The organism is Salegentibacter salegens (assembly GCF_900142975.1).
GTDB classification, from domain to species: Bacteria; Bacteroidota; Bacteroidia; order Flavobacteriales; family Flavobacteriaceae; genus Salegentibacter; species Salegentibacter salegens.
In genome coordinates this window covers 2,942,432-2,966,949 of record NZ_LT670848.1, presented here as the reverse complement: position 1 = coordinate 2,966,949, position 24,518 = coordinate 2,942,432, and the positions used below count along the sequence as shown (strand labels likewise).

General features: G+C 36.6%; 26 protein-coding genes. 14 read left to right on the top strand and 12 right to left on the bottom strand.

Annotated elements, in window-relative coordinates; genetic code table 11:
* Positions 1-11 precede the first annotated feature (11 nt).
* Genes infB through rimP form a run of 3 tightly spaced genes read right to left on the bottom strand, consistent with a single transcriptional unit; the run spans position 12 to position 4,536 of the window.
* Positions 12-2,774 carry a translation initiation factor IF-2 gene (gene infB, locus B5488_RS13325; protein ID WP_079735711.1) on the bottom strand — a complete coding sequence of 921 codons (2,763 nt, stop codon included), beginning with the start codon at positions 2,772-2,774 and terminating at the stop codon, positions 12-14.
* A 55-nt stretch (positions 2,775-2,829) separates the two neighbouring features.
* Complete coding sequence (gene nusA, locus B5488_RS13320) at positions 2,830-4,062, bottom strand: transcription termination factor NusA (RefSeq protein ID WP_079735710.1); 1,233 nt, start codon at positions 4,060-4,062, stop codon at positions 2,830-2,832.
* Between the two features lie 12 nt (positions 4,063-4,074).
* Positions 4,075-4,536: a ribosome assembly cofactor RimP gene (gene rimP, locus B5488_RS13315; RefSeq protein WP_079735709.1), complete on the bottom strand. Its 462-nt coding sequence runs from the start codon at positions 4,534-4,536 to the stop codon at positions 4,075-4,077.
* Positions 4,537-4,695: 159 nt separating this feature from the next.
* Between rimP and B5488_RS13310 the strand changes: the two genes are divergently transcribed.
* Positions 4,696-5,526: a universal stress protein gene (locus B5488_RS13310; RefSeq protein ID WP_079735708.1), complete on the top strand. Its 831-nt coding sequence runs from the start codon at positions 4,696-4,698 to the stop codon at positions 5,524-5,526.
* Here the strand turns inward: B5488_RS13310 and B5488_RS13305 are convergent.
* A complete protein-coding gene (locus tag B5488_RS13305) occupies positions 5,523-7,040 on the bottom strand; it encodes an AsmA family protein (RefSeq protein WP_079735707.1) in 1,518 nt (505 codons plus the stop codon). The two genes, B5488_RS13310 and B5488_RS13305, sit on opposite strands and share 4 nt — an antisense overlap.
* Before the next feature lie 181 nt (positions 7,041-7,221).
* On the opposite strand from B5488_RS13305, the gene B5488_RS13300 reads away from it, so the two are divergent.
* The 8 genes from B5488_RS13300 to B5488_RS13265 all read left to right on the top strand — a co-directional run bounded on the left by B5488_RS13300 (position 7,222) and on the right by B5488_RS13265 (position 12,006).
* Complete coding sequence (locus tag B5488_RS13300; RefSeq protein ID WP_079735706.1) at positions 7,222-7,437, top strand: hypothetical protein; 216 nt, start codon at positions 7,222-7,224, stop codon at positions 7,435-7,437.
* A gap of 73 nt (positions 7,438-7,510) precedes the next feature.
* Positions 7,511-8,140, top strand: coding sequence for a metallophosphatase domain-containing protein (locus B5488_RS13295; protein WP_079735705.1), 630 nt, complete (start codon positions 7,511-7,513; stop codon positions 8,138-8,140).
* A 218-nt stretch (positions 8,141-8,358) separates the two neighbouring features.
* Positions 8,359-8,694: a hypothetical protein gene (locus tag B5488_RS13290; RefSeq protein ID WP_079735704.1), complete on the top strand. Its 336-nt coding sequence runs from the start codon at positions 8,359-8,361 to the stop codon at positions 8,692-8,694.
* A 162-nt stretch (positions 8,695-8,856) separates the two neighbouring features.
* Positions 8,857-9,108 carry a DUF3098 domain-containing protein gene (locus B5488_RS13285; protein WP_079735703.1) on the top strand — a complete coding sequence of 84 codons (252 nt, stop codon included), beginning with the start codon at positions 8,857-8,859 and terminating at the stop codon, positions 9,106-9,108.
* Between the two features lie 6 nt (positions 9,109-9,114).
* Positions 9,115-9,909, top strand: coding sequence for an undecaprenyl-diphosphate phosphatase (locus tag B5488_RS13280; protein ID WP_079735702.1), 795 nt, complete (start codon positions 9,115-9,117; stop codon positions 9,907-9,909).
* Between the two features lie 52 nt (positions 9,910-9,961).
* Positions 9,962-10,675 (top strand): tRNA pseudouridine(55) synthase TruB, encoded by a 714-nt coding sequence (gene truB, locus B5488_RS13275; RefSeq protein ID WP_079735701.1) that lies wholly within the window; start codon positions 9,962-9,964, stop codon positions 10,673-10,675.
* 30 nt (positions 10,676-10,705) lie between these two features.
* Complete coding sequence (locus B5488_RS13270; RefSeq protein WP_079735700.1) at positions 10,706-11,419, top strand: energy transducer TonB; 714 nt, start codon at positions 10,706-10,708, stop codon at positions 11,417-11,419.
* Positions 11,420-11,424: 5 nt separating this feature from the next.
* The gene (locus tag B5488_RS13265; RefSeq protein ID WP_079735699.1) at positions 11,425-12,006 is read left to right on the top strand and encodes a DNA-3-methyladenine glycosylase I; all 582 of its coding nucleotides are present in this window, start codon (positions 11,425-11,427) and stop codon (positions 12,004-12,006) included.
* Between the two features lie 84 nt (positions 12,007-12,090).
* Here the strand turns inward: B5488_RS13265 and aat are convergent, their stop codons facing one another.
* The 3 genes from aat to B5488_RS13250 all read right to left on the bottom strand — a co-directional run bounded on the left by aat (position 12,091) and on the right by B5488_RS13250 (position 14,112).
* Positions 12,091-12,738 carry a leucyl/phenylalanyl-tRNA--protein transferase gene (gene aat / locus B5488_RS13260; protein ID WP_231919737.1) on the bottom strand — a complete coding sequence of 216 codons (648 nt, stop codon included), beginning with the start codon at positions 12,736-12,738 and terminating at the stop codon, positions 12,091-12,093.
* A gap of 119 nt (positions 12,739-12,857) precedes the next feature.
* Positions 12,858-13,232, bottom strand: coding sequence for a DUF3127 domain-containing protein (locus B5488_RS13255; RefSeq protein ID WP_079735697.1), 375 nt, complete (start codon positions 13,230-13,232; stop codon positions 12,858-12,860).
* Position 13,233: 1 nt separating this feature from the next.
* The gene (locus B5488_RS13250; protein WP_079735696.1) at positions 13,234-14,112 is read right to left on the bottom strand and encodes a flavin reductase family protein; all 879 of its coding nucleotides are present in this window, start codon (positions 14,110-14,112) and stop codon (positions 13,234-13,236) included.
* A gap of 112 nt (positions 14,113-14,224) precedes the next feature.
* Here B5488_RS13250 and B5488_RS13245 point away from each other — a divergent pair, with 112 nt between their 5' ends.
* On the top strand, positions 14,225-15,379 hold the full coding sequence (locus B5488_RS13245) for a sensor histidine kinase (protein WP_079735695.1): 1,155 nt from the start codon (positions 14,225-14,227) through the stop codon (positions 15,377-15,379).
* Here the strand turns inward: B5488_RS13245 and B5488_RS13240 are convergent.
* The 3 genes from B5488_RS13240 to greA form a co-directional block, all read right to left on the bottom strand.
* Complete coding sequence (locus B5488_RS13240; RefSeq protein WP_079735694.1) at positions 15,376-15,786, bottom strand: acyl-CoA thioesterase; 411 nt, start codon at positions 15,784-15,786, stop codon at positions 15,376-15,378. The genes B5488_RS13245 and B5488_RS13240 overlap by 4 nt on opposite strands.
* On the bottom strand, positions 15,786-16,175 hold the full coding sequence (locus tag B5488_RS13235) for an HIT family protein (RefSeq protein WP_079735693.1): 390 nt from the start codon (positions 16,173-16,175) through the stop codon (positions 15,786-15,788). The genes B5488_RS13240 and B5488_RS13235 overlap by 1 nt, the downstream gene beginning before the upstream one ends.
* Before the next feature lie 100 nt (positions 16,176-16,275).
* Positions 16,276-16,752 carry a transcription elongation factor GreA gene (gene greA, locus B5488_RS13230; protein WP_079735692.1) on the bottom strand — a complete coding sequence of 159 codons (477 nt, stop codon included), beginning with the start codon at positions 16,750-16,752 and terminating at the stop codon, positions 16,276-16,278.
* A gap of 119 nt (positions 16,753-16,871) precedes the next feature.
* Between greA and B5488_RS13225 the strand changes: the two genes are divergently transcribed.
* From B5488_RS13225 to B5488_RS13215, 3 genes are read left to right on the top strand one after another with little or no spacing between them, the layout of a single operon-like run.
* Positions 16,872-17,303, top strand: coding sequence for a Rieske (2Fe-2S) protein (locus B5488_RS13225; RefSeq protein WP_079736620.1), 432 nt, complete (start codon positions 16,872-16,874; stop codon positions 17,301-17,303).
* A gap of 60 nt (positions 17,304-17,363) precedes the next feature.
* Entirely contained in the window at positions 17,364-17,630 is a 267-nt protein-coding gene (locus B5488_RS13220) for a hypothetical protein (protein WP_079735691.1), read from the top strand.
* Positions 17,603-17,890, top strand: coding sequence for a type II toxin-antitoxin system RelE/ParE family toxin (locus B5488_RS13215; protein WP_079735690.1), 288 nt, complete (start codon positions 17,603-17,605; stop codon positions 17,888-17,890). The genes B5488_RS13220 and B5488_RS13215 overlap by 28 nt, the downstream gene beginning before the upstream one ends.
* A gap of 47 nt (positions 17,891-17,937) precedes the next feature.
* Here B5488_RS13215 and B5488_RS13210 read toward each other — a convergent pair whose 3' ends face one another.
* Positions 17,938-20,319, bottom strand: a complete 2,382-nt coding sequence (locus B5488_RS13210; protein ID WP_079735689.1) for a TonB-dependent receptor — start codon at positions 20,317-20,319, stop codon at positions 17,938-17,940.
* Positions 20,320-20,708: 389 nt separating this feature from the next.
* Here B5488_RS13210 and B5488_RS13205 point away from each other — a divergent pair, with 389 nt between their 5' ends.
* Complete coding sequence (locus B5488_RS13205; protein WP_079735688.1) at positions 20,709-23,123, top strand: hybrid sensor histidine kinase/response regulator; 2,415 nt, start codon at positions 20,709-20,711, stop codon at positions 23,121-23,123.
* On the opposite strand, the gene B5488_RS13200 is transcribed toward B5488_RS13205, so the two are convergent.
* Entirely contained in the window at positions 23,113-24,465 is a 1,353-nt protein-coding gene (locus B5488_RS13200) for a sigma-54-dependent transcriptional regulator (protein ID WP_079735687.1), read from the bottom strand. The two genes, B5488_RS13205 and B5488_RS13200, sit on opposite strands and share 11 nt — an antisense overlap.
* Between the last annotated feature and the right edge of the window lie 53 nt (positions 24,466-24,518).

The following is a 24,518-nucleotide window of genomic DNA, read 5'->3' as shown; positions in this document are numbered from 1 at the left end:
AAAACTTAATATTACTTAAGTTTCTTTTTCACTTCTACTTCACGGAATGATTCTATAACATCCCCTTCTTTAATGTCGTTGTAATTCTTAACCTGGATACCACAATCGTAACCTTTAGCAACTTCTTTCACATCGTCTTTAAAACGTTTCAGTGAAGCAAGTTCTCCAGTATAAACCACAACTCCGTCGCGAATTAAACGAATTCCAGCACTTCTGTAAATCTTACCAGAAGTCACCATACAACCGGCGATAGTTCCTACTTTAGAAATCTTAAAGGTTTCTCTTATCTCTGCATTACCTGTGATCTCTTCTTTAAGTTCTGGTGAAAGCATTCCTTCCATCGCATCTTTAAGATCGTTGATCGCATCGTAAATAATAGAATAAGTTCTGATATCAATTTCTTCCTTATCGGCTACCTGTCTTGCATTTCCTGCAGGACGCACGTTAAATCCAATAATTACTGCATCTGACGCCGAAGCTAGCAACACATCACTTTCTGTAATGGCTCCTACTCCTTTGTGAATTATATTCACCTGAATTTCTTCAGTAGACAATTTAAGGAAACTATCAGTTAATGCTTCTACAGATCCATCAACATCACCTTTAAGGATAATATTAAGTTCTTTAAAGTCACCTAAAGCAATTCTACGTCCAATTTCATCAAGGGTAATATGACGCTGAGTTCTAACACTCTGCTCACGTTGTAACTGAGTTCGTTTGGCCGCAATATCTTTAGCTTCACGCTCATCTGCCATCACCTTAAATTTATCACCGGCCTGCGGCGCACCATCAAGACCAAGAATAGAAACCGGTGTAGATGGGCCTGCTTCTTTAACTTCATGACCTCGCTCATCGTGCATTGCTTTTACCTTACCACTATGGCGACCCGCTAAAACGTAATCCCCAATATTTAAGGTTCCAGATTGCACTAAAATAGTTGCTACATAACCTCTACCTTTATCAAGAAAGGCTTCTACAACTGTTCCTGTTGCAATTTTAGACGGATTAGCTTTTAATTCCAGAATTTCAGATTCCAGTAAAACTTTCTCCAGAAGTTCTTCAACTCCCAGGCCTGTTTTAGCCGAAATATCGTGAGACTGAACTTTACCACCCCAGTCTTCAACAAGCAGATTCATACCTGCAAGTTTTTCTTTAATTTTCTCAGGATTTGCGGTAGGCAAATCAGATTTGTTGATTGCAAATACAATTGGTACACCGGCTGCCTGGGCGTGAGAAATAGCCTCCTTGGTTTGCGGCATCACATCATCGTCTGCAGCGATTACAATAATCGCAATATCTGTTACCTGAGCTCCACGAGCACGCATGGCCGTAAAGGCTTCGTGACCAGGAGTATCCAGGAAGGCCATTTTTTGACCATTCTTAAGTTCTACACTATAAGCCCCAATATGCTGTGTAATACCACCACTTTCCCCGGCAATCACATTTTCTTTACGAATATAATCCAGTAAAGATGTTTTACCGTGGTCTACGTGACCCATTACCGTTACAATTGGCGCTCTGTCTTTAAGATCTTCAGGATTTTCAGGAACTTCCTCTACTGTTTCTTCAATATCAGCAGTTACAAAATCTACTTCATAACCAAATTCATCTGCAACAATAGAAAGAGTCTCAGCATCTAAACGCTGGTTCATAGTTACCATCATTCCAAGAGACATACAAGCCGAAATCACTTTCGTTACTGGCACATCCATCATAGTAGCAACTTCACTTACCGTTACAAATTCTGTAACCTTAAGCACTTTACTATCAGTTTCCTGCTGAGCAAGATCGTCTTCAGATCGTTGACGGTGTTGATCTCTTTTATCTCTTCTATATTTAGCTCCTTTACCTTTACCAGATTTACCCTGAAGTTTTTCAAGGGTCTCTCTAACCTGCTTTTGAACTTCTTCTTCGCTAGGCTCTTCTTTAGTAATAGGTTTAGCTCTTTTTCTAGGGGCTCCTTTTTTACCACCACCTGTATTTGAAGCTCCAGGCTTCACATCCTTACTAATTCTACGACGACGTTTCTTACGTTTTTCTTTCTCCTTCTTCTCGTCGGCAGCTTTTTTCTCGTCCTTCTTCTTTTCCGGTTTTTTAAACTGAGAAAGGTCAATTTTCTTTCCGGTAAAGTTAGGCCCGTTAAGCTTGGTATAATTAGTTTTATGAGTCATTGACTCAGGATCTTTAGGCTCTTCTTCTTTTTCTGAAGGAGTTTCCTCTTTTTGAGTAACTTCTTCTGGCTTTTTCTCATCTTTAGAAGGTGCTTCTTCTGCAGGTTTTTGAGTTTCAGGCTTTTCTTTTTTGGCTTCCGGCTTTTTAGCTTCCTCTGGCTGCTTAGATTCGGCTGGCGCTGGTTTCTCCTCTTCTTTTTCCTCTTTTTCGGCTTTTTTCTCTGGTTTTTTATCCAGATCTATTTTACCTACTTTTTTAGGACCGGCTAATTTGGCCCTGGAAGAAATTTCTTCTTCTTTACGACGATCATCCTCTTTCTTCTCCTCGACTTTGCGCTTTTCTTCAAGTTCTCTTTCCCTTGCTAAACGCAATTCTTCCTTCTCCTTTCTCTTTTCCTCACCAACTTCTTTAGACTCGACTTTTTTAGACTTGTCGGTCTCAAATTCATCAGAAAGCACCTGATAAACTTCGGATGAGATTTTGGTAGTAGGACGCGCCTCAATATCGTGACCCTTAGAATTTAAAAATTCTACAGCCCGGTCTAACGAAATATTGAATTCACGTAATACTTTGTTTAGTCGCATTGTTTTTGCTTCAGCCATAAATTGCCCTCTAAATTAACCTCTTTAATTATTATATATTCTAATGAGTGTTTTACTACTCTTCAAATTCTTCTCTTAAAACTTTAACCACTTCGCGAATGGTTTCTTCTTCTAAATCGGTAAGCCTAACAAGGTCTTCCAATTCCTGTTCCAAAACACTTTTTGCAGTGTCCAGCCCAACTCTTGAAAATTCTTTAATTACCCAATCTTCAATTTCATCAGAGAATTCTTTTAATTCTACATCTTCTTCAACTCCTTCTCTGAAAACATCTATTTCATAACCCGTTAACTGCCCGGCAAGCCTAATGTTGTGACCTCCACGGCCAATGGCTTTAGAAACTTCTTCTGGCTTAAGCATTACCTCAGCCGTTTTATTTTCTTCATCTAATTTAATAGATGTAATTTTTGCAGGACTCAATGCCCTTGTAATGAATAGCTGATCGTTAGTGGTGAAATTGATCACATCTATATTTTCATTTCCCAATTCACGCACAATACTATGAATTCTGGAACCTTTCATACCTACACAAGCTCCAACGGGATCAATTCTATCATCATAAGTATCTACCGCTACTTTTGCTTTTTCACCGGGAACACGAACCACCTTTTGAATAGTAATTAAACCATCAAAAACTTCAGGAATCTCCTGTTCAAACAGTTTTTCAAGAAAAACCGGAGCGGTACGTGAAAGAATAATGGTAGGCTTATTTCCTTTAAGCTCCACACTTTCTATTATTCCTTTTACATTATCTCCTTTTCTGAAAAAATCTGAAGGAATTTGGCGATCTTTTGGCAAAACGATCTCGTTACCTTCGTCGTCCAACAAAATAATTGCCCTGTGCCTAATATGATGAACTTCTGCGGTATAAATTTCGCCTTCAAGCTCTTTAAAGTGCTTGAAAATGTTAGTATTATCGTGTTCGTGAATTTTTGAAATAAGGTTTTGCCTTAAAGCTAAAATCGCCCGACGTCCTAAATCTACAAGTTTCACTTCCTCTGATACATCTTCACCAACTTCAAAATCGGGTTCAATTTTTCTAGCTTCAGCAAGGGAAATTTCCTGGTTAGGATCTTCTACCTCACCATCGGCAACCACGACCCTGTTTCTCCAAATTTCGAGATCTCCTTTATCTGGGTTTACAATAATATCAAAATTATCGTCTTCACCATATTTCTTCTTTAACGCACTTCTAAACACATCTTCAAGGATGGCCATAAGCGTTACACGATCTATCAATTTGTCATCTTTAAACTCTGAAAATGACTCAATCAAGGCGATATTTTCCATATCAATTTGAGGTTAAAATGTTATCATAACTTTAGCGTCTGTAATCTCAGAATACGGCAGTACCGTTTCTTTTTCTACGGTATGCTTTCCTTTTCCTACCGGTTTTGGCTCTCTGGCTTTCCAGTTTAGCTTAATCCCGTCCTGATCTACATCGGTTAAAGTTGCTTCAATTTTTTCGTTATTGGTAGTCACCTGTAGCTTTCTACCCAGGTTTTTCCTGTATTGCCGTTCCAGGCGTAAAGGCTCAGAAACTCCTGCCGAGCTAACTTCCAAAGAAAAATCTTCTTCTTCCCTATCTAGATTGTGTTCAATTTTACGGCTTACCGCAATACAATCGTTAACAGAAACCCCGCTATCACCATCTATAACAACAGAAATCTTGTTATCATTAGTGATATTTAGGTCTATTAAAAATAGTGAATTATTTTCCTGGAAAGCTTCCTTCAACAAATTTTCTACTTTATCCTGCAACATAGCTTATAAAAAGAGGGGACTTTATGTCCCCTCGCTGTACTTTTTTAGTTTCAACGCTGCAAATATAATAATAATTTCAGAGAAAGAAAACCAGACTTTAAATGAAATTTTATTCTTAACTTTAATAAAGCAATCATTTTTAATCTTTTAGAGGAATTAATGAAAAAAATACTCGTTCCAACCGACTTTTCTGATACCGCTGAACACGCACTCAAAATTGCTGCGCAATTGGCGAGAAAACATAATAGTGAAATCTACCTTTTACATATGCTGGAACTGCCTATGCAGCTTATAGATCCTGTAGGGGGTGGCAATAGCCAAAATTTACCAGAATCTATTTTCTTTATGAAACTGGCGCACCAGCGGTTTGCCAAACTTATGGAAAGACCTTTTTTAAAAGATATTAAGGTTCATGAAACCGTAATGTTTCACCAGGCATTTGACGGAATTATGGAAGTGAGCGACGACTGCAATTGCGATATAATTATTATGGGTTCCCACGGGGCGAGCGGTTTCAAAGAAATGTTTATTGGAAGTAATACCGAAAAAGTGGTGCGTTCTTCCCAGATTCCTGTTCTTGTAATTAAAAATGAACACGAAAATTTTGACATTGATAACTTTATTTTTGCTACAGATGCCGATGCCAGTAACAAACACACCCTGGAGAAAGCTTATGATTTCGCACAATTAATAGAAGCTAAATTTCATTTGCTTTTTATAAACACTCCTAATAATTTTATTACCAGCACCGAAGTTAGAGAGCGTATAGAGAATTTTGTTTCAGGTTTTAACATAACCGACTACAAAATGCATATTTATAATGATGTGAGTGTAGAAAAGGGAATTTTAAATTTCGCCTTGAAACAGAAAAAAGCTTTAATTGGTATTAGCACCCATGGCCGCAAAGGTTTAGCGCATTTTTTTAATGGAAGCATTAGTGAAGATTTGGTAAACCACGCCAATATGCCGGTGGTTACTTTTAAAATTTAAAGAAAGGACTTTAATGCGCCGTTTCTAACATTTTTCCATAAGTAATTCCAGAACGATTTGTTTTGTGTTCGTTTCGTTTTAATATTTTTCTGCTCTTTTTCTGCAGAAGTAGCATCGTTGTTTACTATTAAGTTTGCGATGGCAGAAAGGAATTTATTTTCTTCTTCCCCATCTTTTTGAAGCACCTCTACTTTAAAATCTTTATACACAAGTTTCATATCTCCGGTAGAATTCTGGTTGTTCCCCGTGAAATTAAACCGCATATCTCTAATTCCACCTTCAGCTTTTACGTTTAATGCCGGTTTCATAAACTGGTTAATCCCTTCACTGGAAATCCTGTCCATTTGTCCCGAAATTGAAAATACGTCAGCTTTATTTGAAATATCAAAATTCCAGTTCACATTAAGATTCGCCTCTCCCATAAACTGAGTTTGTACATCAATATCTGTTCTGGGGAAATCTTCAGCATTCATATTTACATTACTAATATTGTAAATACTGGCATTAAGATTTTTAAAAGTCACTTTCCCGGGTCCTCTTTTTGGCTTAACAAGTTCTTCATATTGTATAGCTAGATTTTCAACTTTAAGGGTATCTAACTTCAATTTAAACGGCAATTCCCTAATCATTTTACTGTACATTGGTTTCTGGCGGGGATCGTCTTTCACTTGTTTATCGCGATATATTTTAATATCGCCGTTTGTTATTCTTGTATTCTCACTCTCCAGGCTAAGCGAATCGTTCTTAAAACTCCATTTAAAAGATTTAAAAGCCAATTCTCCCAGGCTTAAATCAAACCTGTCTTTTTCATAAGGAATATGATTTTGAAATTCCTGTTTATCATATAGAGGTTTCATCTTAATCTTGCTGAATGTAAGAGAGTTCTCCTTCATCTCCATCTTTTCAACATACATATCGTGTAAATCGTTGAGATTAAAAAACAAACTATCTGATGCCATCTGAAATCCCTCATAATTAAATGGAAGTCCGTTTTTTAAGGATTTTTGATCTACACTTACGTTCTTTAAGTTTAGGGATGGGATATTTGCAAAAAGCTGCTCTTTAACCGAATCGTTTTTAGCCATTCTAAAATTCCCATCAACCACCTCAACCAATTTAATCAAGAGGTTTATTTTTGCAGAATTTCCCCCTTTTGAACTATCCTTTTCTTTCTCGGTTTCGGTATAAATTGTCACTTCAGGTTTTGTGAATTTTAAGGTATTTATTTCAATATTTTTATTGCTTATATATTCAAAAATATCAATTCCGTCAAGCTTTATTTCTTCAGCAGTAATTTGCATTCCGTTCTTTTTATATACCGGATTGCTTATAGATGCGCTTCTCCCCAAAAGGCTCGCATTTAGTCTTTCATATTTAAATTCAGCTTTTTGGAGATTTTTGTTAAGAGCCGTTTCCATTTTACTTTCAATAAACATATTGCCCCCAATTACGCCCAGGACCAGCACAATAAGAATAACAATAAAACTCAGAAATAATTTATATTTTTTCTTCAAAATAGCATTTTTTGTGACGGAAATTTACAATTTCAAAACACTTAAGCTTATTGTTTAAGAATTTTTAACTTAAAAAATTAACCCCAAAGTTTTCTTTGCGTTAAATTTTAGCAAAAGCCTATAAGTATCAAATTTTCAATGGTTTTTGATTGTATATTTGCCCCATAACCTAATAGAAATTATGATTTTTAAGCTTAGTATAAAAATAGTATTTATTGCCGTTGAAATTTTTTTAGCGGTGTATAGTTTTGTGCTAAGCGACAGTCTTCTTATTAAATTTCTATTTTTTGCAGTTACCGCAGTAATAATTGCATTTTCTGTAACTAAAATAACCAATAAGTTACTACCAATAGATAAAGATTATATTTCTTCGGAAGAAGAATCGGAAGAAAATTAAAAGTTCAGGTTTTAAAAGATTAAAAATCCGGAGAATTTTTTCTTCCGGATTTTTTTATATTTTGCCATTATTTATGAAGCTAATTTGCATTTCAGACACTCATAACAAACACGCACAAATTCCAATTCCCCCGGGAGACGTTTTAATTCACGCAGGAGATATTACCGAGGGTGGAACTAAAAGGGAAGTAGTAGATTTTCTAAAATGGTTTTCTTCACAGCCCCACGAACATAAAATTTTTATAGCCGGAAATCACGATTTCTATTTTGAAAAATTTAATGAGGAAGAAATTCAGGAGATAATCCCTGAAAACGTTCATTATTTAAAGGAAAGCGGCATTATAATTAATGGAATTAAATTTTGGGGTTCGCCTGTAACACCCGGTGACGGCACCTGGGCTTTTAACCAGAAACAAACCCAGGAAACTGATGCGCACTGGGAACAAATCCCAAAAGACACCAAAGTGCTTATTTCGCACACACCTCCTTACAAGATTAAAGACGTTTTGAATAATGGCAGGCATATTGGCTGCGCTTCACTTTTTAAAACCATAGAAAAACGTAAGATTAAATTTCACATTTTTGGTCACGTTCACGATTCTTATGGAATTACTAAGGTAGGGGGAACAAAATTTATAAACGCTTCCTGTTTGGATAATAAATATCGATATCTTCACCCGCCCCTCGAATTTGATATCAATTAGATACAAAAAACTTCCTTTCATCGGTATAAGGGAATACCCTAAAAACTGATGTAGTACTTTTCTTTCCCCCAATACACTCCGAAGTTTAAAAAAAGACTAAAAAGATTATTTAGTCGTTAAATATTTGCTAATCATAGGATTATTAGAACTTTTTTAACAGAGAAAAGGAAATCAAAGTGTAATTTAGCAAGCGCTAACACCTATAAATACCAACACCTATGAATAATAATACTAACCAAAACGCTACACTAAATGAGGTAAAGAGCCTGATTTCTTATAGTATTTATAATTTTGATTCTGAAGAGAATTCAAATTATAATCTTATGCATCGCGCTATTATCAAAAAATATTTTGATGCAAAAAATGTGAAAATTAATTACAAAGAACAAACGGTAGATTTAAAAATACCGGTTGGAAAACGTAAATACACAGGAATTACCTTTGAATGCCAGGACTTAGAAAGGTTTCTAAAATCCTGTCTAAAAAAAGACGAAAAAAGCATGGATTTCTACCACGAAATCCTGAATCACTACAACATTTATCACGCTGCTTAAAATTTTAAGCTGTTAAAGATTAAAGCCATACGCCCAATCGTATGGCTTTTTTATTATTTTATATTTAGTTATTCTCCATACTACTGTTTTAACTTAAAATGGTTAATTTTGGCTCTTTAACCTTAAAATTTTTTTTAAACGGTTTATACCTTATCGCTTTCTATGAATAAAAAACAGCAACCTACAGATCATAAAAAATACTTCATTTTTGAGAAGAAGAATTACCAGTTTATGTTTATTGGGCTGGCGGTAATTACTTTAGGTTTTATTCTTATGGCTGGTGGCGGCAGTGACGACCCCAACACTTTTAATCCCGATATTTATAGTTTTCAGCGTATTCGCCTAGCTCCAACTTTAGTACTGCTTGGTTTTGCAATAGAAGTTTATGCTATTTTATTAAATCCCAAAAAGTAACCTACATTGAACGAATTAGATGCTGCCATTCTGGGAATAATCCAGGGGCTAACCGAATTTTTGCCTGTTTCTTCCAGTGGCCACCTGGAACTTGGTAAGGCACTGCTGGGCGATAATAGCATTCCCAGTGAATCTCTACTTTTTACAGTTATTCTTCACGCTGCAACGGCATTGAGTACCATTGTGGTTTTTAGAAAAGATGTAGCAGAAATTTTTAGAGGCCTGTTTCAGTTTAAATGGAACGACGAGTTTAAATTTTCATTAAAAATTATTCTCTCAATGATTCCGGCTGCTATTATTGGAGTTTTCTTTGAAGAACAATTAGAAGTCCTCTTTGGCGGAAATATTATTTTTGTAGGATTTATGCTTATCGTTACGGCGCTTTTATTATGGCTGGCAGATAAAGCCAAAAATACCGATAAACCTGTAAGTTACAGTAATGCATTTGTAATTGGGGTTTCGCAAGCTATCGCAATTTTACCGGGGATTTCCCGAAGTGGCGCTACAATTTCTACTTCAGTATTATTAGGAAACGATAAAACTAAAGCTGCAAGATTTTCATTTTTAATGGTTGTTCCTTTAATTTTAGGAAAAATAGCCAAAGATCTTTTAGATGGTAATTTAATGGAAAGCACTACATCTTTCTCTGTTCTGGCTATTGGTTTTATCGCCTCTTTTCTTGCAGGGCTTGCAGCCTGTACCTGGATGATAAGTATTGTAAAGAAAAGTAAGCTCTCTTATTTTGCTATTTATTGCTTTATTGCAGGAATAGTTTCTATTGGGGTTGCGTACTATAATTAAAAATAAATTTCCCTAAAGATTATAATTCTTAGGTGAAATCAAACAGACTTTTATGACCACAGAAATTAAAAAATTCACTCCTGAAGATTTTCAAACCGGCCAGATCCTGGTTTTTGACAAGCCATTGGAGTGGACTTCTTTTCAGTTGGTTAACAAGGTGCGTTGGTTAATTAGAAAAAGCTGCGGAATAAAAAAGATAAAAGTAGGCCATGCAGGCACTTTAGATCCTTTGGCTACTGGGGTTTTAGTAATATGTACAGGGAAATTCACCAAAAGAATACCGGAGCTACAAGGAACCGAAAAAGAATATACAGGGACTTTCACCCTGGGCGCCACTACCCCTTCTTACGACATGGAAACTGAAGTAGACAAAACCTTCGAAACAGCGCATATTGCAGAAGAAGATTTAGATGGAGCTGCACTTCAGCTTACGGGAGAAATTCAGCAAACACCACCGGTCTTTTCAGCTTTAAAAAAAGATGGGAAACGCCTTTATGAATACGCCAGAAAAGGAGAAGACGTAAAATTAGAAAGTAGACCGGTTACCATACACAAATTTGAAGTTGATGCTCCCAGGTTTCCCATAGTAGATTTTAAAATAATTTGCAGTAAAGGCACTTATATTAGAAGTATGGCCAACGATTTTGGAATCGCACTTGGCTCTGGCGCCTACCTCTCTTCTCTTAAACGCACCCGTGTAGGCGAATTCACTATAGAAAACTCTTTAGACCTCCAGTCTTTTGAAAAATTGCTACCTTCAGCATAAAATAGAACATTTCACGTTTTATTTTATAGTATGGATTTTTTCGATAAACATAAAGCCCTCATAATTACCGTACTTTTTTGTTCGGTTTTAATTCTTGGTTTGTATAACTTCAACCTGTCCCAAAAACAAAAATACCAACAGGAAATGTTAGTAGATTTAGAGGAATATACACCAACCCAGGAAGATGAAGAAGAAATTCCAGAAGAGGAACCTGAACCGGAAACCCCTAATAATTCACCAGAAACTCACAGGGCATTTAATGAAAACCAGGAAGCCCGGCAAGAGAATTTTAATAGGGAATTAGATGAAATCTTAGAACAGAACAGTGCGCAACAGGAAGAAAGTTCAGATAGCAAAACAGAAACTTCTACAAAGGGCACTTTCACTACCGGAAGTAAATCAGAAACAAAAAAACAATCTGATGGAGATAATTCTTCCAAAGATATTTCTACTCAATCAGGAAGTTTAAGAAACAGTTCTATCTCATTTTCGCTACGCGGAAGAAATGCCGTTTCCATTCCAAATCCTATTTATACCTGCGATCTACCCGGAAAAATTGTGGTAAACATTACAGTAAATGCTGAAGGACGGGTTGTTAATACTGGTATTAACAAAGCAAGTTCAAATTCAGATAACGAATGCCTAACAGAAAAAGCATTAGACTATGCTGCAAATGCGGTATTTTCAAGGCTGTCGGGCAGAAATGAGCAACTTGGCACAATTACTTATAATTTTAAACCTTAATTAAAATGGCAAAATTACAACGCTGTGGCTGGTGTGAAGGCGATGCACTCTACGAGGCTTATCACGATAATGAATGGGGCGTTCCTGTTTATAACGATGAAACTATTTTTGAATTTCTTATCCTCGAAACCTTTCAGGCAGGATTAAGTTGGATTACCGTACTGCGAAAACGAGAAAACTTCCGGGAAGCTTTTGATGATTTTGACTATAAAAAAATCGCGAATTATTCCGAAGACAAAATTCAGGAGTTACTGCAAAACCCAGGAATTATTCGGAATAAATTAAAAGTGAGAGCTACAGTCACCAACGCTCAAAATTTCATAAAAATTCAGGAAGAATTCGGGAGTTTCAGCAAATATATTTGGAGTTTTGTAGGCGGCGAACCAATACAAAACGAAATAGAAGATTACAAAAAAGCCCCTGCAACTACCGCCATTAGCGATAAATTAAGTAAAGATTTAAAGAAAAAGGGGTTTAAGTTTGTAGGCTCTACCGTAATGTACGCACATATGCAGGCCACGGGAATGGTAAATGATCACGAAGTATCTTGCTTTAGAAATTCAGAAGTAAAAGAGCTTGATAAATAAAGTGGTTATCTTATATTTCTACAACATCGAATTATCTAAAACCAGATAAGAAGACTAGTTTATCCAAAGACGTTCAGGCTAAATCTATGCAGAAACATCTAAATAGCTAAGAAATTCGTTTCTCGAAATTTCCTCTGCACCCAGGCTTTCCAAATGCTGGGTATAAACCTGGCAATCTATGAGTTTTACACCGTCTTCTTTTAATTTTCTAACCAGGGAGATAAATCCATACTTAGAAGCGTTACTTGCTCTCGTAAACATACTCTCGCCACAGAAGATCTTTTTATCTTCCAGGTAAATCCCATATAGGCCACCAACTAAATTATCATCCTGCCAAACTTCTACAGAGTGCGCTATATTAAGTTCATGCAAATCACCAAAGCAATCTATTATTTCCTGGGTTATCCAGGTGCCGTGCTGGCCATCACGTCTTATTTCGGCACAGGATTCTATTACCGCTCTAAAATCTTTATTAAAAGTCACTGTAAAGGTTTCCTTCCTAAATAATTGCTTCATACTTTTTGAAACTTTTAATTTATCAGGAAAAAGTACCATCCTGGGATCTGGACTCCACCAAAGTAAAGGCTGGGAAGCATCATACCAGGGGAAAATTCCGTGGTTATAAGCATAAATTAAACGCGGAATGCTCATATCGCCCCCAATAGCCAACAACCCCTGTTCATCAGCTTCAGAAATGGGCGGGAATTTTTCGTTATGTTGTAAATAATGCAATTTGCAGGGATTTTGGATGAATAAGAAAAGTACAAAAAGAAAAAGCTTAGCCATCTTAATAGGATGCTAAGCTTTTTATAATTTGAAACGAAATTATTTCTAAATCCGGTAAGGATTTCCTAGAATGGAAGATCGTCGTAATCTTCTTCGTTTAAGTTGTTTGCAGGCTCAAAATTATCTGGTGGTGGCACATTTTGTCCTCCTGCCGATTGGTCTGCCTGTAAATTTTCTATTCTCCACCCCTGGATAGAGTTAAAATATTTGGTTTCGCCTTGCGGGCTTACCCATTCTCTACCTCTAAGGTTAATTCCAATTTTTACCGGTTGTCCTACCTGAAAGCTGTTAAGCAAATCTGTTTTATCCTGAACAAATTCTATCATTATATGTTGCGGATATTGCTCCTCTGTAGTTACCACTACTTCTCTCTTTCTAAAACCATTATTTCCAAAGGTCTTGGTTTCTCCTATTAACTTAATCTTGCCTTGTACTTCCATCTTAATCTGTTTTTGCTAATAATAATTTCCAGGCAGCATCGGTATTGTTTTTCTCTAAAAACAATTGTGCCCGGGTATGAATATCTGTTTTGTTATTTGTTTTTACTAATTCGGCTAAATCTTTATTTTCAGCTATAAAACTTGCAATTTCTTCATCTTTTGGTAGCGCTTCAACATTCCCCAACTTACCAAGATCATTGCCGGTTAAGGTTTTACTTTCCCTAATTCCTGCAGGAATAGCATCTATTCCAATTCCTAAACTAGAAAGAGGTTTTGGCACCTCGAACATTCCCATATTCGCGCGGGTATACCAATTACCGCCCATCCTTGCCACCTGGTCTATTTTATGTTGATCTATAAATCCGTCTTCGTCTAAAATGCTTTCATTAATATGCATTTTAAGAACTTCACAAATCACAAGATTACCTGCGCCACCTTCCTGGCCGGTTTCTACAACCTGTTTCACTTTACATTCAAACTGTACCGGAGATTCAGCCACACGAAATGGTTTCACAAGTTCTGATTTCAGCATTGAAAAACCTGCTTTTTCGAACTCATTTACACCCTCGGCATATTCGGTACTGGAAAGTGACATTTGCTGAACAATATCGTAATTTACAATATTGATTACCACCTCATCAATATTTTTAACATTAGTGTACGTATGCTTTACCGTATTATCCCTACCTCTCCTTGCCGGTGAAAAAATTAATGTAGGCGGATTAGATCCAAAAACATTAAAAAAGCTGAAAGGTGATAAATTTGGCCGGCCTTCAGTATCTATTGTACTGGCAAAAGCGATAGGCCTGGGGCCAATGGCTCCAAGCAAATAACGATGAAGCTTGCCAGTGCTCACCTCTTTAGGATCTATTGTAAGCATACTTATTTTTTGGCAAAGGTAACGAAACCAATAGGGAATGAAAAGCCGGGGCACGCAATAAAATTCGTTTAAAAACGCTTATCTTTAAATCCTTTAAAGCTCAAAGGCCTGTATGAACTTCACAGACGAACGCACTTTTAATCGCTGGTTTATTATTATTTCGTGTTTGATAGTAGTAGGCCTGGTTTTATGGAATACCAGTATCTTTTTTCAGCGCTTAAAACAAGATGAACGGGCTAAAATGAATATTTGGGCCAAAGCGCAGGAAGCTTTAGACCGCGACCCACCACCTGCAGATGCCGACCTTGACCTTATTCTTGAAATTTTAAATAATAACACTACTATTCCCATAATTCACACCGATACCGATGGGGATATTGCTTATACCACTAATATTGATCCCGATAAATTAGAAAATGAGAAGCAGGCTGAACAACTTCTTGAAAGTTTAAAGGAAGAAAATGCTCCCATAATTATAAATCTTGGAAATGGAGAGCAACAGTATATTTATTACGGTAATTCCCCAGTTTTAAACAGTCTTAAATACTATCCCGTTGGGTTGGTGCTTATAGGTTTCCTATTTATTGGAGTGGTCTATTTTTTCTATACCACTACGAAGAACAGCGAACAAAATAAGCTATGGGCGGGTATGGCGAAAGAAACTGCACATCAAATTGGCACACCCCTGTCTTCGCTTATTGGCTGGACCGAGATCCTGAAACAGGAAAATGTAAACGAGTCTTATATCGTTGAAATGGAAAAAGATATTAGCCGCCTGGAAACTATTACCGAACGTTTTTCTAAAATAGGTTCGTCTCCTATTCTTGAAAGAACAAATATTATTGAAGCAACTCAAAATAGTTTCGATTATTTAAAAACCAGAAGCTCACGGCTTATTGAATTCTCTATTAATGTTCCTAAAGGTGATATTCCAGTTATGTTAAATAAGCAACTTTACAGCTGGACAATAGAAAACCTGGTAAAGAATGCCATAGACGCCATGCGTGGAAAAGGAAAGCTGCACATTACAATTAAAGAGGAACAAAAATGGGCGCATATCTTTATAAAAGACACGGGGAAAGGCCTGGATAAAAGCAAATTTAAACTTATTTTTGAACCCGGACATACCACCAAAAAACGAGGTTGGGGCCTTGGATTATCTTTAGCAAAACGTATTATTGAGGGTTATCACCACGGAAGAATAAAAGTAGCCGAAAGCGAATTAAACAAAGGCACTACTTTTAAAATTTCACTTAGAAAAGTTTAGAATCTGGAAAGCTGATCTCTTAAATCTTCGGGTATTCTAAACGTTTTATCTCTTTCAAAATCATAACAAACCACCACATCTTTACCTTCAGCGCAAACCTCATCGGCTTCATTTAAAATAAGGTGTTTTAAACCGAAACTGGAATTTTTAATAAAATCTATTCTGGTCTTTACTATGGCTTTCCCAGGATAGTACAGCGACTTCTTGAAATCACAATGAGTAGAAACCAACATTGTTCCCATATTGCTGTTTTCATACATCTTGTAAATCCCTGAAGCTTCCCAGAAATTAACCCGGCCAGACTGCATATAGCGCATAAATGAGATATTATTTACGTGCTTATACATATCTAAATCACTCCAGTCTATCCTAAGCTCCAGCTTTAACTTGTAACTTTCGGTTTCCATTAAAGATTAACGTGAATAGATTCTGCCAGTTTCTTGAATTCTTCTTCTTCCATTTTTTCGCTTTTTGAAAAATCCATATCACTCATAGAATTAAGCGGAATAAGATGTACATGAACGTGCGGAACCTCGAGACCTACCACGGCCATTCCTACCCGCTTGCAATCAACGGTTTTTTCTAAAGCGATTGCCACTTTTCGGGAAAAACGCATTAATTCCTGGTACATTTCTTCTTCTAAATCGAAGATTTTATTCACTTCTTTTTTTGGAATACATAAGGTATGTCCTTTAGCATTTGGGTTAACATCTAAAAAAGCCAAAAACTGACTATCTTCTGCAATTTTGTAAGCAGGCACTTCTCCCCTTACTATTTTAGTGAATAAACTGGCCATAATATTTTGAATTGGTTAGTATATAAATATAAAATCCTTTTCACAGAACCTTAGTTAAAGGTATTGGAAAAGGATTTTGCAAACTGTTAAAAACCGGAAACTATTCTCTCCAGATCTCTAAAATTTCAAATTTCATTTTACCGCTAGGCACATCTATTTCTGCTGTATCTCCAACTTTTTTCCCCAATAAGCCCTTGCCTATAGGAGAATCTACCGATATTTTACCAGATTTTAGATCGGCTTCACTTTGGGCTACCAATTTATATTTTACTTCGGCACCACTTGTTTGGTTCTTTATTCTCACGTGGGAATGTACCAGCACTTTAGAGGTATCTAATTGAGATTCGTCTATTACCCTGGCATTCGCAACCACTTCTTCCAATTTTGAGATCTTCATTTCTAAGAGACCCTGTGCTTCTTTTGCAGCATCATATTCTGCATTCTCACTTAAATCTCCTTTATCACGGGCTTCGCCAATAGCTTCAGAAGCCTTTGGCCGCTCTACATCACGTAGCTGATTAAGTTCATCCCTCAACTTTTTTAATCCCTCTTCAGTATAATAAGATACTTTGCTCATAACTTCATCGTTTATATAAATAGAAAAAATCCCATAGCACGACGGGATTTGTTTAACAAATATAATAAATTTACGCCTTGAAAACAATAATAATATTTAGCGAAAATATTGCCGATATCATGAAAAAAACTCTTTTTTTGCTTCTATTTTCAGTAATTTTTAGCGCTTGCTCCACCAATGATGACAATGACCTTAATAACCCAAACCTAATAGATTTGAATTTCAGGCTTCAACTAAACCTGGATTTTCCAGAATATAATGATCTTCAATTTCCAGGAAATAGCTTTGTTACTTATAACGAAGGCATAAGGGGAGTTGTTGTATATAACATTAATAACTCGCAGTACACTGCTTTTGAACTTAGTGATCCTAACCACCCGCCGAGTAATTGCTCGGTAATGACGGTAGAAGGTATTGTCGCTACCTGTAATTGCGAAGACGGCAATTCTTATAATATCATTACAGGTGAATTATTGGAAGGTGATGGCGAATACGCAATGAAACCTTACCGCATTGAACGCCGCGGGAATACGATAGAAGTTTATAATTAAAATATTTCTTTAATCCTTTATCTAAATTTTAATTATATTTATTAAATAATTAGACTAATTATGAGCACTTTAGAACTCAAAGATCAGGTGATAAATAAGCTGAAAAATGCAGATGAAGCCTTATTAAAGAAAGTGCAGGCTATTATTGATAATTATGAAGTAGACAAAATTGTAGCTTATACCGTTTCAGGCAAACCGCTTACTGTAAAAGAATATAAAGAAGAAGTAGAAAAAGCCGTAAATGAAGCTAAAGAAGGCAAATATTTTACAACTGAGCAATTAAAAAGAGAAATTGAAAGTTGGAAGAAGTCATCTGGACAGAAATAGCCGTAAATGATATCAAGATAATATGGCAATTTTATGCTGAAAAAGATCTCGTTGTCGCAAATAAAATTGTCGATAAAATCTATTTAACAGGTAAAAATATTAAGTACCCGCAGCAATATCAAATAGATGAAACTTTAGGTCTTCCATTTCGAAGAATGATTGTAATGCACTTCAAATTAATATACATAGAATTCGAAAATAAAATATTGATTACCAATGTTTTTGATACCCGTCAGGACCCTTCAAAATTAAAACTTTAAAAACCTCTCCCCTCCCATAAAAAAGGAGGAGAGAGGCGACAAACAAATTAAAACTTCAAAGTAATTCCGGCTAAAAAGTTGGTGGTGGCTTGCGGATAATAACCGGCGCCATCTAAGGTTTGTAAACCTGTAGCAGTATCTGGGTTTTCTACATTAAAAGTGTAGTAATAACCGTTGGAAACATATTCTTCTCCTAAAATATTATTTACCAAACCTGTGAAAACAACTTCTTTAAATAAAGGTGCATTTCGCCAGGTATATTGAATATTAAAATCGTTCACAAAATAAGCGTCCAGTTTAGAATTTTCAGCTTCAATATTACTCATAAACTGTTCTCCCACATATTTTGACAACAGACTTAATTCTAATCCTTCTACAGGGAGATAAGTAATTCGGTTTCCTCCTACTATAGATGGTGAAAATGAAATATCAGTCTCTCCAAAATCAACCAATTGCCCATCCCAGGTAGAAACAAAATCTACATTTTTATTTCGGCTCAAAGCCAGGTTTGGTCTCACAAAAAGTTTTTCTGAAAGTCTAATTACCGCATCTATTTCCAAACCTAAACGATAACTATTTCCGCTGTTTTCACGAATAAACGCACCTACATCATCGATCCCACCGGTTAACACCAACTGGTTTTCATAAGCCATATAATAAAGGTTGGTGTTTAATTGAACAGCCGGTGTATTATGTCTCCATCCCAACTCAAAATCGTTCAACTCTTCGTGCTCTGGCTCCCCGTTTTCGTAATCGCTACGTCGTGGCTCCCTATTGGCACGGGCGTAAGAAAAATAGAATTGATTTTCATTATTTAGTGCGTAAGTTAATCCGGCTTTGGGATTAAAAAAAGTAAAAGAATCGTCTACCAGGAATTCATTTCCTTCAGAGAGCATTCCTTCGGTTTCATAATCTATGGTTCTTACCTGCAGGTCTAAATAAGCGGCCAGTTTTTCTGAAACTGCATAAGTTGCTTTTCCGTAGAGATTAAAATCGGTTTTTGTTCCTGTATTTTCATAATAAGGTTCGTAAGGATCGTTATTCCTGGCAAAGCGCGTGTAAATCACCTCGCCAAAATGATCCCCGATATACCGGTTCCAGCCTCCACCAAAAATCACATCCCAGTTTTGATCCTGGTAATTCAGGCTAAAAACACTTCCGAAGAAGTGGTTATCCAGCCATTTGGTTCCAACCAGGTCTGAGGTGGTTACTTCTTCATTTTCTGCCTGAAAATTTTCCAACCCAAATTCATTTAAAGTCGCGTCTTCTTCGTATTCCTCATAATAACCACGCCCGTAAGTATAATGAAAAGCAAGGTTAGACGACCAGTTTTTGTTATACTCTTGATTCCACAATAATTGATAATGGTCCTGCTTGTAATTATCGGTTTGATTGTCGTAGAATTTAGTATTCCCTTCTTCATCGGTATAAACCCCGGCAGGATTATAAGTCCTGTCATTAGCCAAAGTTGTGGAATCTATGCCATACCAGGCCTGGTAAGTTTTTTCACTTCCGCCAAAAGTAATGGCTTTAACCAGGGTATTTTCGTCTACAAAAGTTCCCTGGAGAAAATAAGATTTTAAATCACTATTTGCACGATCTATATATCCGTCACTTTTTATTTGCGAAGCACGACCGGCAAATTCCCAATGATCGTCTATAAGACCTGTGCTGAATTTAACCGTATGCTTATGAGTATTAAAAGAACCATAACTGTTGGCTACTTCGGCATTGGCTTCTTCACTATAACCATCGGTTAAAATGTTAAGGCTGGCACCAAAAGCTCCGGCACCATTTGTAGAAGTTCCCACACCACGTTGCAATTGCAGGTTTTCTACTGATGACGCAAAATCTCCAAGATTTACCCAAAAAGTCCCGAGGCTTTCGGCATCGTTATAAGGAATCCCGTTTATAGTAACATTCGTACTGGTGGGGCCGCTACCTCTAACCCTAATCCCGGTATAACCAACACCTGCTCCAGCATCACTGGTCGTGACAACGTTTGGCATATAATTCATTAACACCGGAATATCCTGGCCCAGGTTGCGGTCTTCAATTTCTTCGTTGGTAAGATTACTGTACGTAATTGGCGAATTTGCACTTACCCTTACAGAAGAAAGAAAAACCTCATCAAGAACCTCCTGTACATCACTAAGATCTACATTAAGGGTTTTATCCCTATCAAGACTTACTTTTAAAGTTTTTTGATTTCCGTAGGAAAATACCAGGTTGTACTCACCTTCTTCAAGCTCAAGGCTGTACCTTCCATTTTCATCGGTAGTAGTACCATCGGCTGGTTCTACGGCATAAACTGCCACTCCTTCAACCGGAGTTTCGCCACGGGTGACTGTTCCCTGTAAAGTGTGGGTTTGAGCAACGGCTTGCAATGAAATTAAGCAGAGGCCGGTAAAAAATAATAAAGATTTCATTCGTAATTAATTATTTACGAATAAAAGGGGCTATTATTCTTTGGTTAAAAATTAGATAAAAAAAATCCTGAAATTGCCCACCGGTGTTTTTGGCATTTTCAGGAGTAACATACGTTTGCGCTATTTGCGCGTGTCCCTTGGCAGCATTACCTGCCCAGGTTCTTTGGGTATGATCTCAGCCACATTTAAGTGGCACCCCTTTGAGATTGGCGCAAATGTATAAAGCTTTTATGGAATTCCCATAGTTTTTCCGCCTATAAATTTAACCCCAAACAATTATTAGTTTATCACAGGCTGGCATTGATAACCTAAACATTAAAAATTATAAGATCCAGCATTATGCTATTTTCATTTCGTTTAAATGGTGTAATTTTGGTAGTAGTAATTTTATGCGAAACACAAAGCGGTCAATAACTTATAAAGTGATTGGCGGATATCTTCTGATAGCCGCTCTGGCTGCTATTGCCGTATGGTTTGTGTGGAAACAGGTGGTTGCTTTTAGTGAAGTTTCAGAAAATAACAGCAATAATAACGAGCAGCTTTTTATGCTGAGTGATATTACCACCAGCCTTTATGAAACCGAAAATTTAAGCAGGCAGCTTATTCAAACCGGAAATGAAGCCGATTTGGATAAATATCAAATTCAAATAGATAGCATTCAACTTGATATACAAAGTTTAAAAAGCAGTTATGCTGATAATTCTATGAAAAATGAATTGGATAGTATTGCTGAATTACTCTCTGATAAAACCACCAACCTACAGGAACTTTACGAGTTAAGGGACCAACAGCGAAACCAAAATTATTATTCGCAGGTTTTAAATGAACTGAGAAAAGTAGATCCTTCTTTTAACGATTATAATTACAGGCAACGTTTCTCCAATCTGGAACCACACCAACGCAGTTTATTGATTAGGTGGCTGGAATATTCCCGGGAAGATAATGCCGAAAAACTCACTAACCGCACCGCCGATTCTATAATTGGTTCGGTTAGAAATGTGTTAAGTCAGTTGGAGGTTGCTAATAGAAGATTTCAAAATACCGTAGACGAGAAGGAACAGGAATTCCTGGAAAACGATATGATTATTAACCAGCAATTAAGGCGTTTACTGGGAAAAATTGAGCAGGAAGAACGGGAAGCATCTATACAGCGCGCCAAAGTCTCTCAAAATATGATAGAAGAGAGTTCGCAAATCTTCCTTATAGCGGGAGTTGTGAGTTTCTTAATTATTTTATTATCGCTTATTTTTATAATTCAGGATATTACCAAAAGTCAGCAATACCGAAGAGAATTAGAAGAAGCCAAAGATTTTGCCGAAAGTTTGCTAAAGAAACGAGAGCAATTTATGGCGGCGATTACACACGATTTGCGATCTCCTCTTAACACGCTTATTGGTTATACAGATCTTATTGAAAAATCTTCGCTAAATACCAAGCAATCCCATTATATGGACCAGGTTAAAAAATCGTCTAATTTTATTCTTCATTTAGTGAACGATTTACTGGACCTGTCTAAACTGGAAGCGGGAAAAATGACTATTGAAAAACTACCATTTAACCCCGCAAAACTTATAAAAGACACTGTTTATAATTCTTTACCTGCCACCAGGAATGAAAATGTTGAGGTGATTTTTGAAGCTTCAGAAGAAACCGATACCCAGGTACTTAGTGATCCCTTCAGGATAAAACAAATTATAGCCAACCTTATCACCAATGCCTGTAAATTCACCCACAAAGGGGAAATAAGAGTGGGTATTCATCTTAAAAAGGAAATTGAAGATAGTTACTGCCTAATTATTTCGGTTAAAGATACCGGGATTGGAATTTCAAAAGAAAAGCAGGAAGAGATTTTTGAAGAATTTTCACAGGAAAATACGAAAATTGAAAAAGCTTATGGCGGCACCGGATTGGGACTTACCATTACAAAAAGCCTTACCGAATTGCTAAAAGGTGATTTAAAACTGGAAAGCAAACAGGGAGAAGGCAGCGAGTTCACGGTTTTTCTGCCGGTTAGAAAACTTACCGAAGCAACAAAAATCCCAGAAGTATCAGCAATTCCAGAATTACCAGATCTAACCGGAAAAACAGCACTTATTGTAGACGATGAACCCTCGCAGCTTTCTTTAACCCGGGAATTACTTAAATCTATGGGAATGAAATGTAAGACTGCATTAAATGGAAACGATGCGCTTAAAAAGCTGGAAAGCAATAACTATTCCCTGGTCTTAACCGATATTCAAATGCCAGAAATGGATGGTTTTGATCTTATAAAAAATATCAGGAAAAAGTATAAAACAAGCGAATTACCGGTTATTGCCTTATCGGGCAGAACAGATATTGATGCCGAAACCTATAAACTCGCCGGGTTTAATAAAAGTCTTTTAAAACCTTATAAACCCGGGAAATTGCAGCAAAGTATTGCTGAAATATTTAAACTTGACTTAAAGCAAAAAGTAAATAACAATCTTCAGCATTCTACAAACAACACTTATGATCTTCAGGATATTTATGATTTTTCGGCAGGAGATCCAACAGCGGTACAAACCATTTTAGAGGCTTTTATAGAAAGTTCCAGATCACAAATTGAGCTTATAAGCATTGCCAGGAAAAATAATGATGCGAAAGAAGTAGCACGCCTGGCCCATAAAATGGTGCCTATGTTGAAGCAAATAAATGCAATGCACCAGGCAAAACAATTTGAAAGACTGGAACAACACGAAGTTTTTTCTGAAGAAGAATTTCAGCAACTTAAAGCTGATATTTTAGATTTAATGAAAGAATTAGAGCAGGAAATTAAAGTTTAATATCGTATTGTTTTAATTTATTATAAAGCGTTTTACGGTCTATAGAAAGCAACCTCGCTGCTTTACTTTTATTTCCACCGGCTTTCTCCAGGGCATCTAAAATAAGTTGTTCTTCATTCTTATTTTTAAACAATCCGTATTCGGTTTCAGCATTAGATTGTGTAGCAGTTGCTATTTCGTGGGGAAGTACTTTTAACGGGATCATATCTTCTTGCGTGAGAAGTACAGCACGTTTAACCATATTCTTCAACTCCCGCAGGTTGCCCGGCCAATTGTAATTTTTAAAAGCTTCAATAGCACTTTCAGTAAAACCAATTACATTTTTTTCCAGTTCTGCATTGGCCTCTTCAAGAAAATATTCTGCAAAAAGCATTAAATCTTCCTTACGCTCTTTTAAAGCAGGAACTTTAATAGAAAATTCATTAAGACGGTGGTAAAGATCTTCCCTGAATTCTCCATCTTTTACCGCTTGTGCAAGATCTTCGTTAGTAGCGGTAATTACACGAATATCTACGTGAATTTCATTATTACTTCCTACCGGTTTTATTTTTCTTTCCTGAAGCGCTCGCAATAACTGCACCTGGAGCTCATAGCTCAAATTTCCTATTTCATCAAGAAAAAGAGTGCCGCCGTTTGCTGCTTCAAAATGCCCGGTTTTATCGTTTATAGCGCCGGTAAAAGACCCTTTTAAATGACCAAAGAATTCACTGGACGCCAACTCCCTGGGAATAGCACCACAATCTACAGCGATAAAAGGAGCACCAACACGCTTACTTTGTTTATGGATACTCTTCGCCACCTGTTCTTTTCCGGTTCCACTTTCGCCCATAATTAAAACCGACATATTGGTAGGCGCTACCAGTTCTATATAATCACTTAGTTTTAGGGCAGCTTCACTAACTCCTTTTACAAAACCAGCTCCCTGTAAAGAAGCAGATTTTTGTGCTTTTTCGGTTTTTTGTTCAACAATGGGCTGTACCTCGGTATGGGTTAAGGCATTTTTTATTGTTTGTAAAATAGATTCTGGTCTAAAAGGCTTGGAAACATAATCGAAAGCGCCATTCTTCATAGCCTCTACTGCCATACTAATTTCAGCATAACTGGTCATAATAATAACCTGGGTGCCGGCATTTTCTAACTTTACTTGTTTTAAGATATCAAGACCACTGGTATCTGGTAATCGTACATCAGAAAGAATAAGATTAAAGAAATTACCTTTAAGTTTCTTAAAAGCTTCTAAGCCTGAAAAAACCAATTCAACCTCATAGTCGCGCTTTATTAAAAATGTTTTTAACATAGTCCCAAACGGAACATCATCTTCAACTATAAGAATTTTTGTCATTGATTTTAATTTAAATCGTCTTGCAAATTTAACAATCTTAAACTCATTGGGTT

What these genes read in the sequence shown, in the direction of transcription:
- B5488_RS13285 (WP_079735703.1), top strand. Translation starts at nt 8,857, where the DNA reads ATGAATAAAAAACAGCAACCTACAGATCATAAAAAATACTTCATTTTT.
- B5488_RS13295 (WP_079735705.1), top strand. Translation starts at nt 7,511, where the DNA reads ATGAAGCTAATTTGCATTTCAGACACTCATAACAAACACGCACAAATT.
- B5488_RS13250 (WP_079735696.1), bottom strand. Translation starts at nt 14,112, where the DNA reads ATGCTTACAATAGATCCTAAAGAGGTGAGCACTGGCAAGCTTCATCGT.
- B5488_RS13300 (WP_079735706.1), top strand. Translation starts at nt 7,222, where the DNA reads ATGATTTTTAAGCTTAGTATAAAAATAGTATTTATTGCCGTTGAAATT.
- B5488_RS13290 (WP_079735704.1), top strand. Translation starts at nt 8,359, where the DNA reads ATGAATAATAATACTAACCAAAACGCTACACTAAATGAGGTAAAGAGC.
- B5488_RS13270 (WP_079735700.1), top strand. Translation starts at nt 10,706, where the DNA reads ATGGATTTTTTCGATAAACATAAAGCCCTCATAATTACCGTACTTTTT.
- infB (WP_079735711.1), bottom strand. Translation starts at nt 2,774, where the DNA reads ATGGCTGAAGCAAAAACAATGCGACTAAACAAAGTATTACGTGAATTC.
- B5488_RS13245 (WP_079735695.1), top strand. Translation starts at nt 14,225, where the DNA reads ATGAACTTCACAGACGAACGCACTTTTAATCGCTGGTTTATTATTATT.
- B5488_RS13225 (WP_079736620.1), top strand. Translation starts at nt 16,872, where the DNA reads ATGAAAAAAACTCTTTTTTTGCTTCTATTTTCAGTAATTTTTAGCGCT.
- nusA (WP_079735710.1), bottom strand. Translation starts at nt 4,062, where the DNA reads ATGGAAAATATCGCCTTGATTGAGTCATTTTCAGAGTTTAAAGATGAC.
- B5488_RS13265 (WP_079735699.1), top strand. Translation starts at nt 11,425, where the DNA reads ATGGCAAAATTACAACGCTGTGGCTGGTGTGAAGGCGATGCACTCTAC.
- B5488_RS13310 (WP_079735708.1), top strand. Translation starts at nt 4,696, where the DNA reads ATGAAAAAAATACTCGTTCCAACCGACTTTTCTGATACCGCTGAACAC.
- B5488_RS13200 (WP_079735687.1), bottom strand. Translation starts at nt 24,465, where the DNA reads ATGACAAAAATTCTTATAGTTGAAGATGATGTTCCGTTTGGGACTATG.
- B5488_RS13240 (WP_079735694.1), bottom strand. Translation starts at nt 15,786, where the DNA reads ATGGAAACCGAAAGTTACAAGTTAAAGCTGGAGCTTAGGATAGACTGG.
- B5488_RS13220 (WP_079735691.1), top strand. Translation starts at nt 17,364, where the DNA reads ATGAGCACTTTAGAACTCAAAGATCAGGTGATAAATAAGCTGAAAAAT.
- B5488_RS13205 (WP_079735688.1), top strand. Translation starts at nt 20,709, where the DNA reads ATGCGAAACACAAAGCGGTCAATAACTTATAAAGTGATTGGCGGATAT.
- greA (WP_079735692.1), bottom strand. Translation starts at nt 16,752, where the DNA reads ATGAGCAAAGTATCTTATTATACTGAAGAGGGATTAAAAAAGTTGAGG.
- B5488_RS13235 (WP_079735693.1), bottom strand. Translation starts at nt 16,175, where the DNA reads ATGGCCAGTTTATTCACTAAAATAGTAAGGGGAGAAGTGCCTGCTTAC.
- rimP (WP_079735709.1), bottom strand. Translation starts at nt 4,536, where the DNA reads ATGTTGCAGGATAAAGTAGAAAATTTGTTGAAGGAAGCTTTCCAGGAA.
- B5488_RS13210 (WP_079735689.1), bottom strand. Translation starts at nt 20,319, where the DNA reads ATGAAATCTTTATTATTTTTTACCGGCCTCTGCTTAATTTCATTGCAA.
- truB (WP_079735701.1), top strand. Translation starts at nt 9,962, where the DNA reads ATGACCACAGAAATTAAAAAATTCACTCCTGAAGATTTTCAAACCGGC.
- B5488_RS13255 (WP_079735697.1), bottom strand. Translation starts at nt 13,232, where the DNA reads ATGGAAGTACAAGGCAAGATTAAGTTAATAGGAGAAACCAAGACCTTT.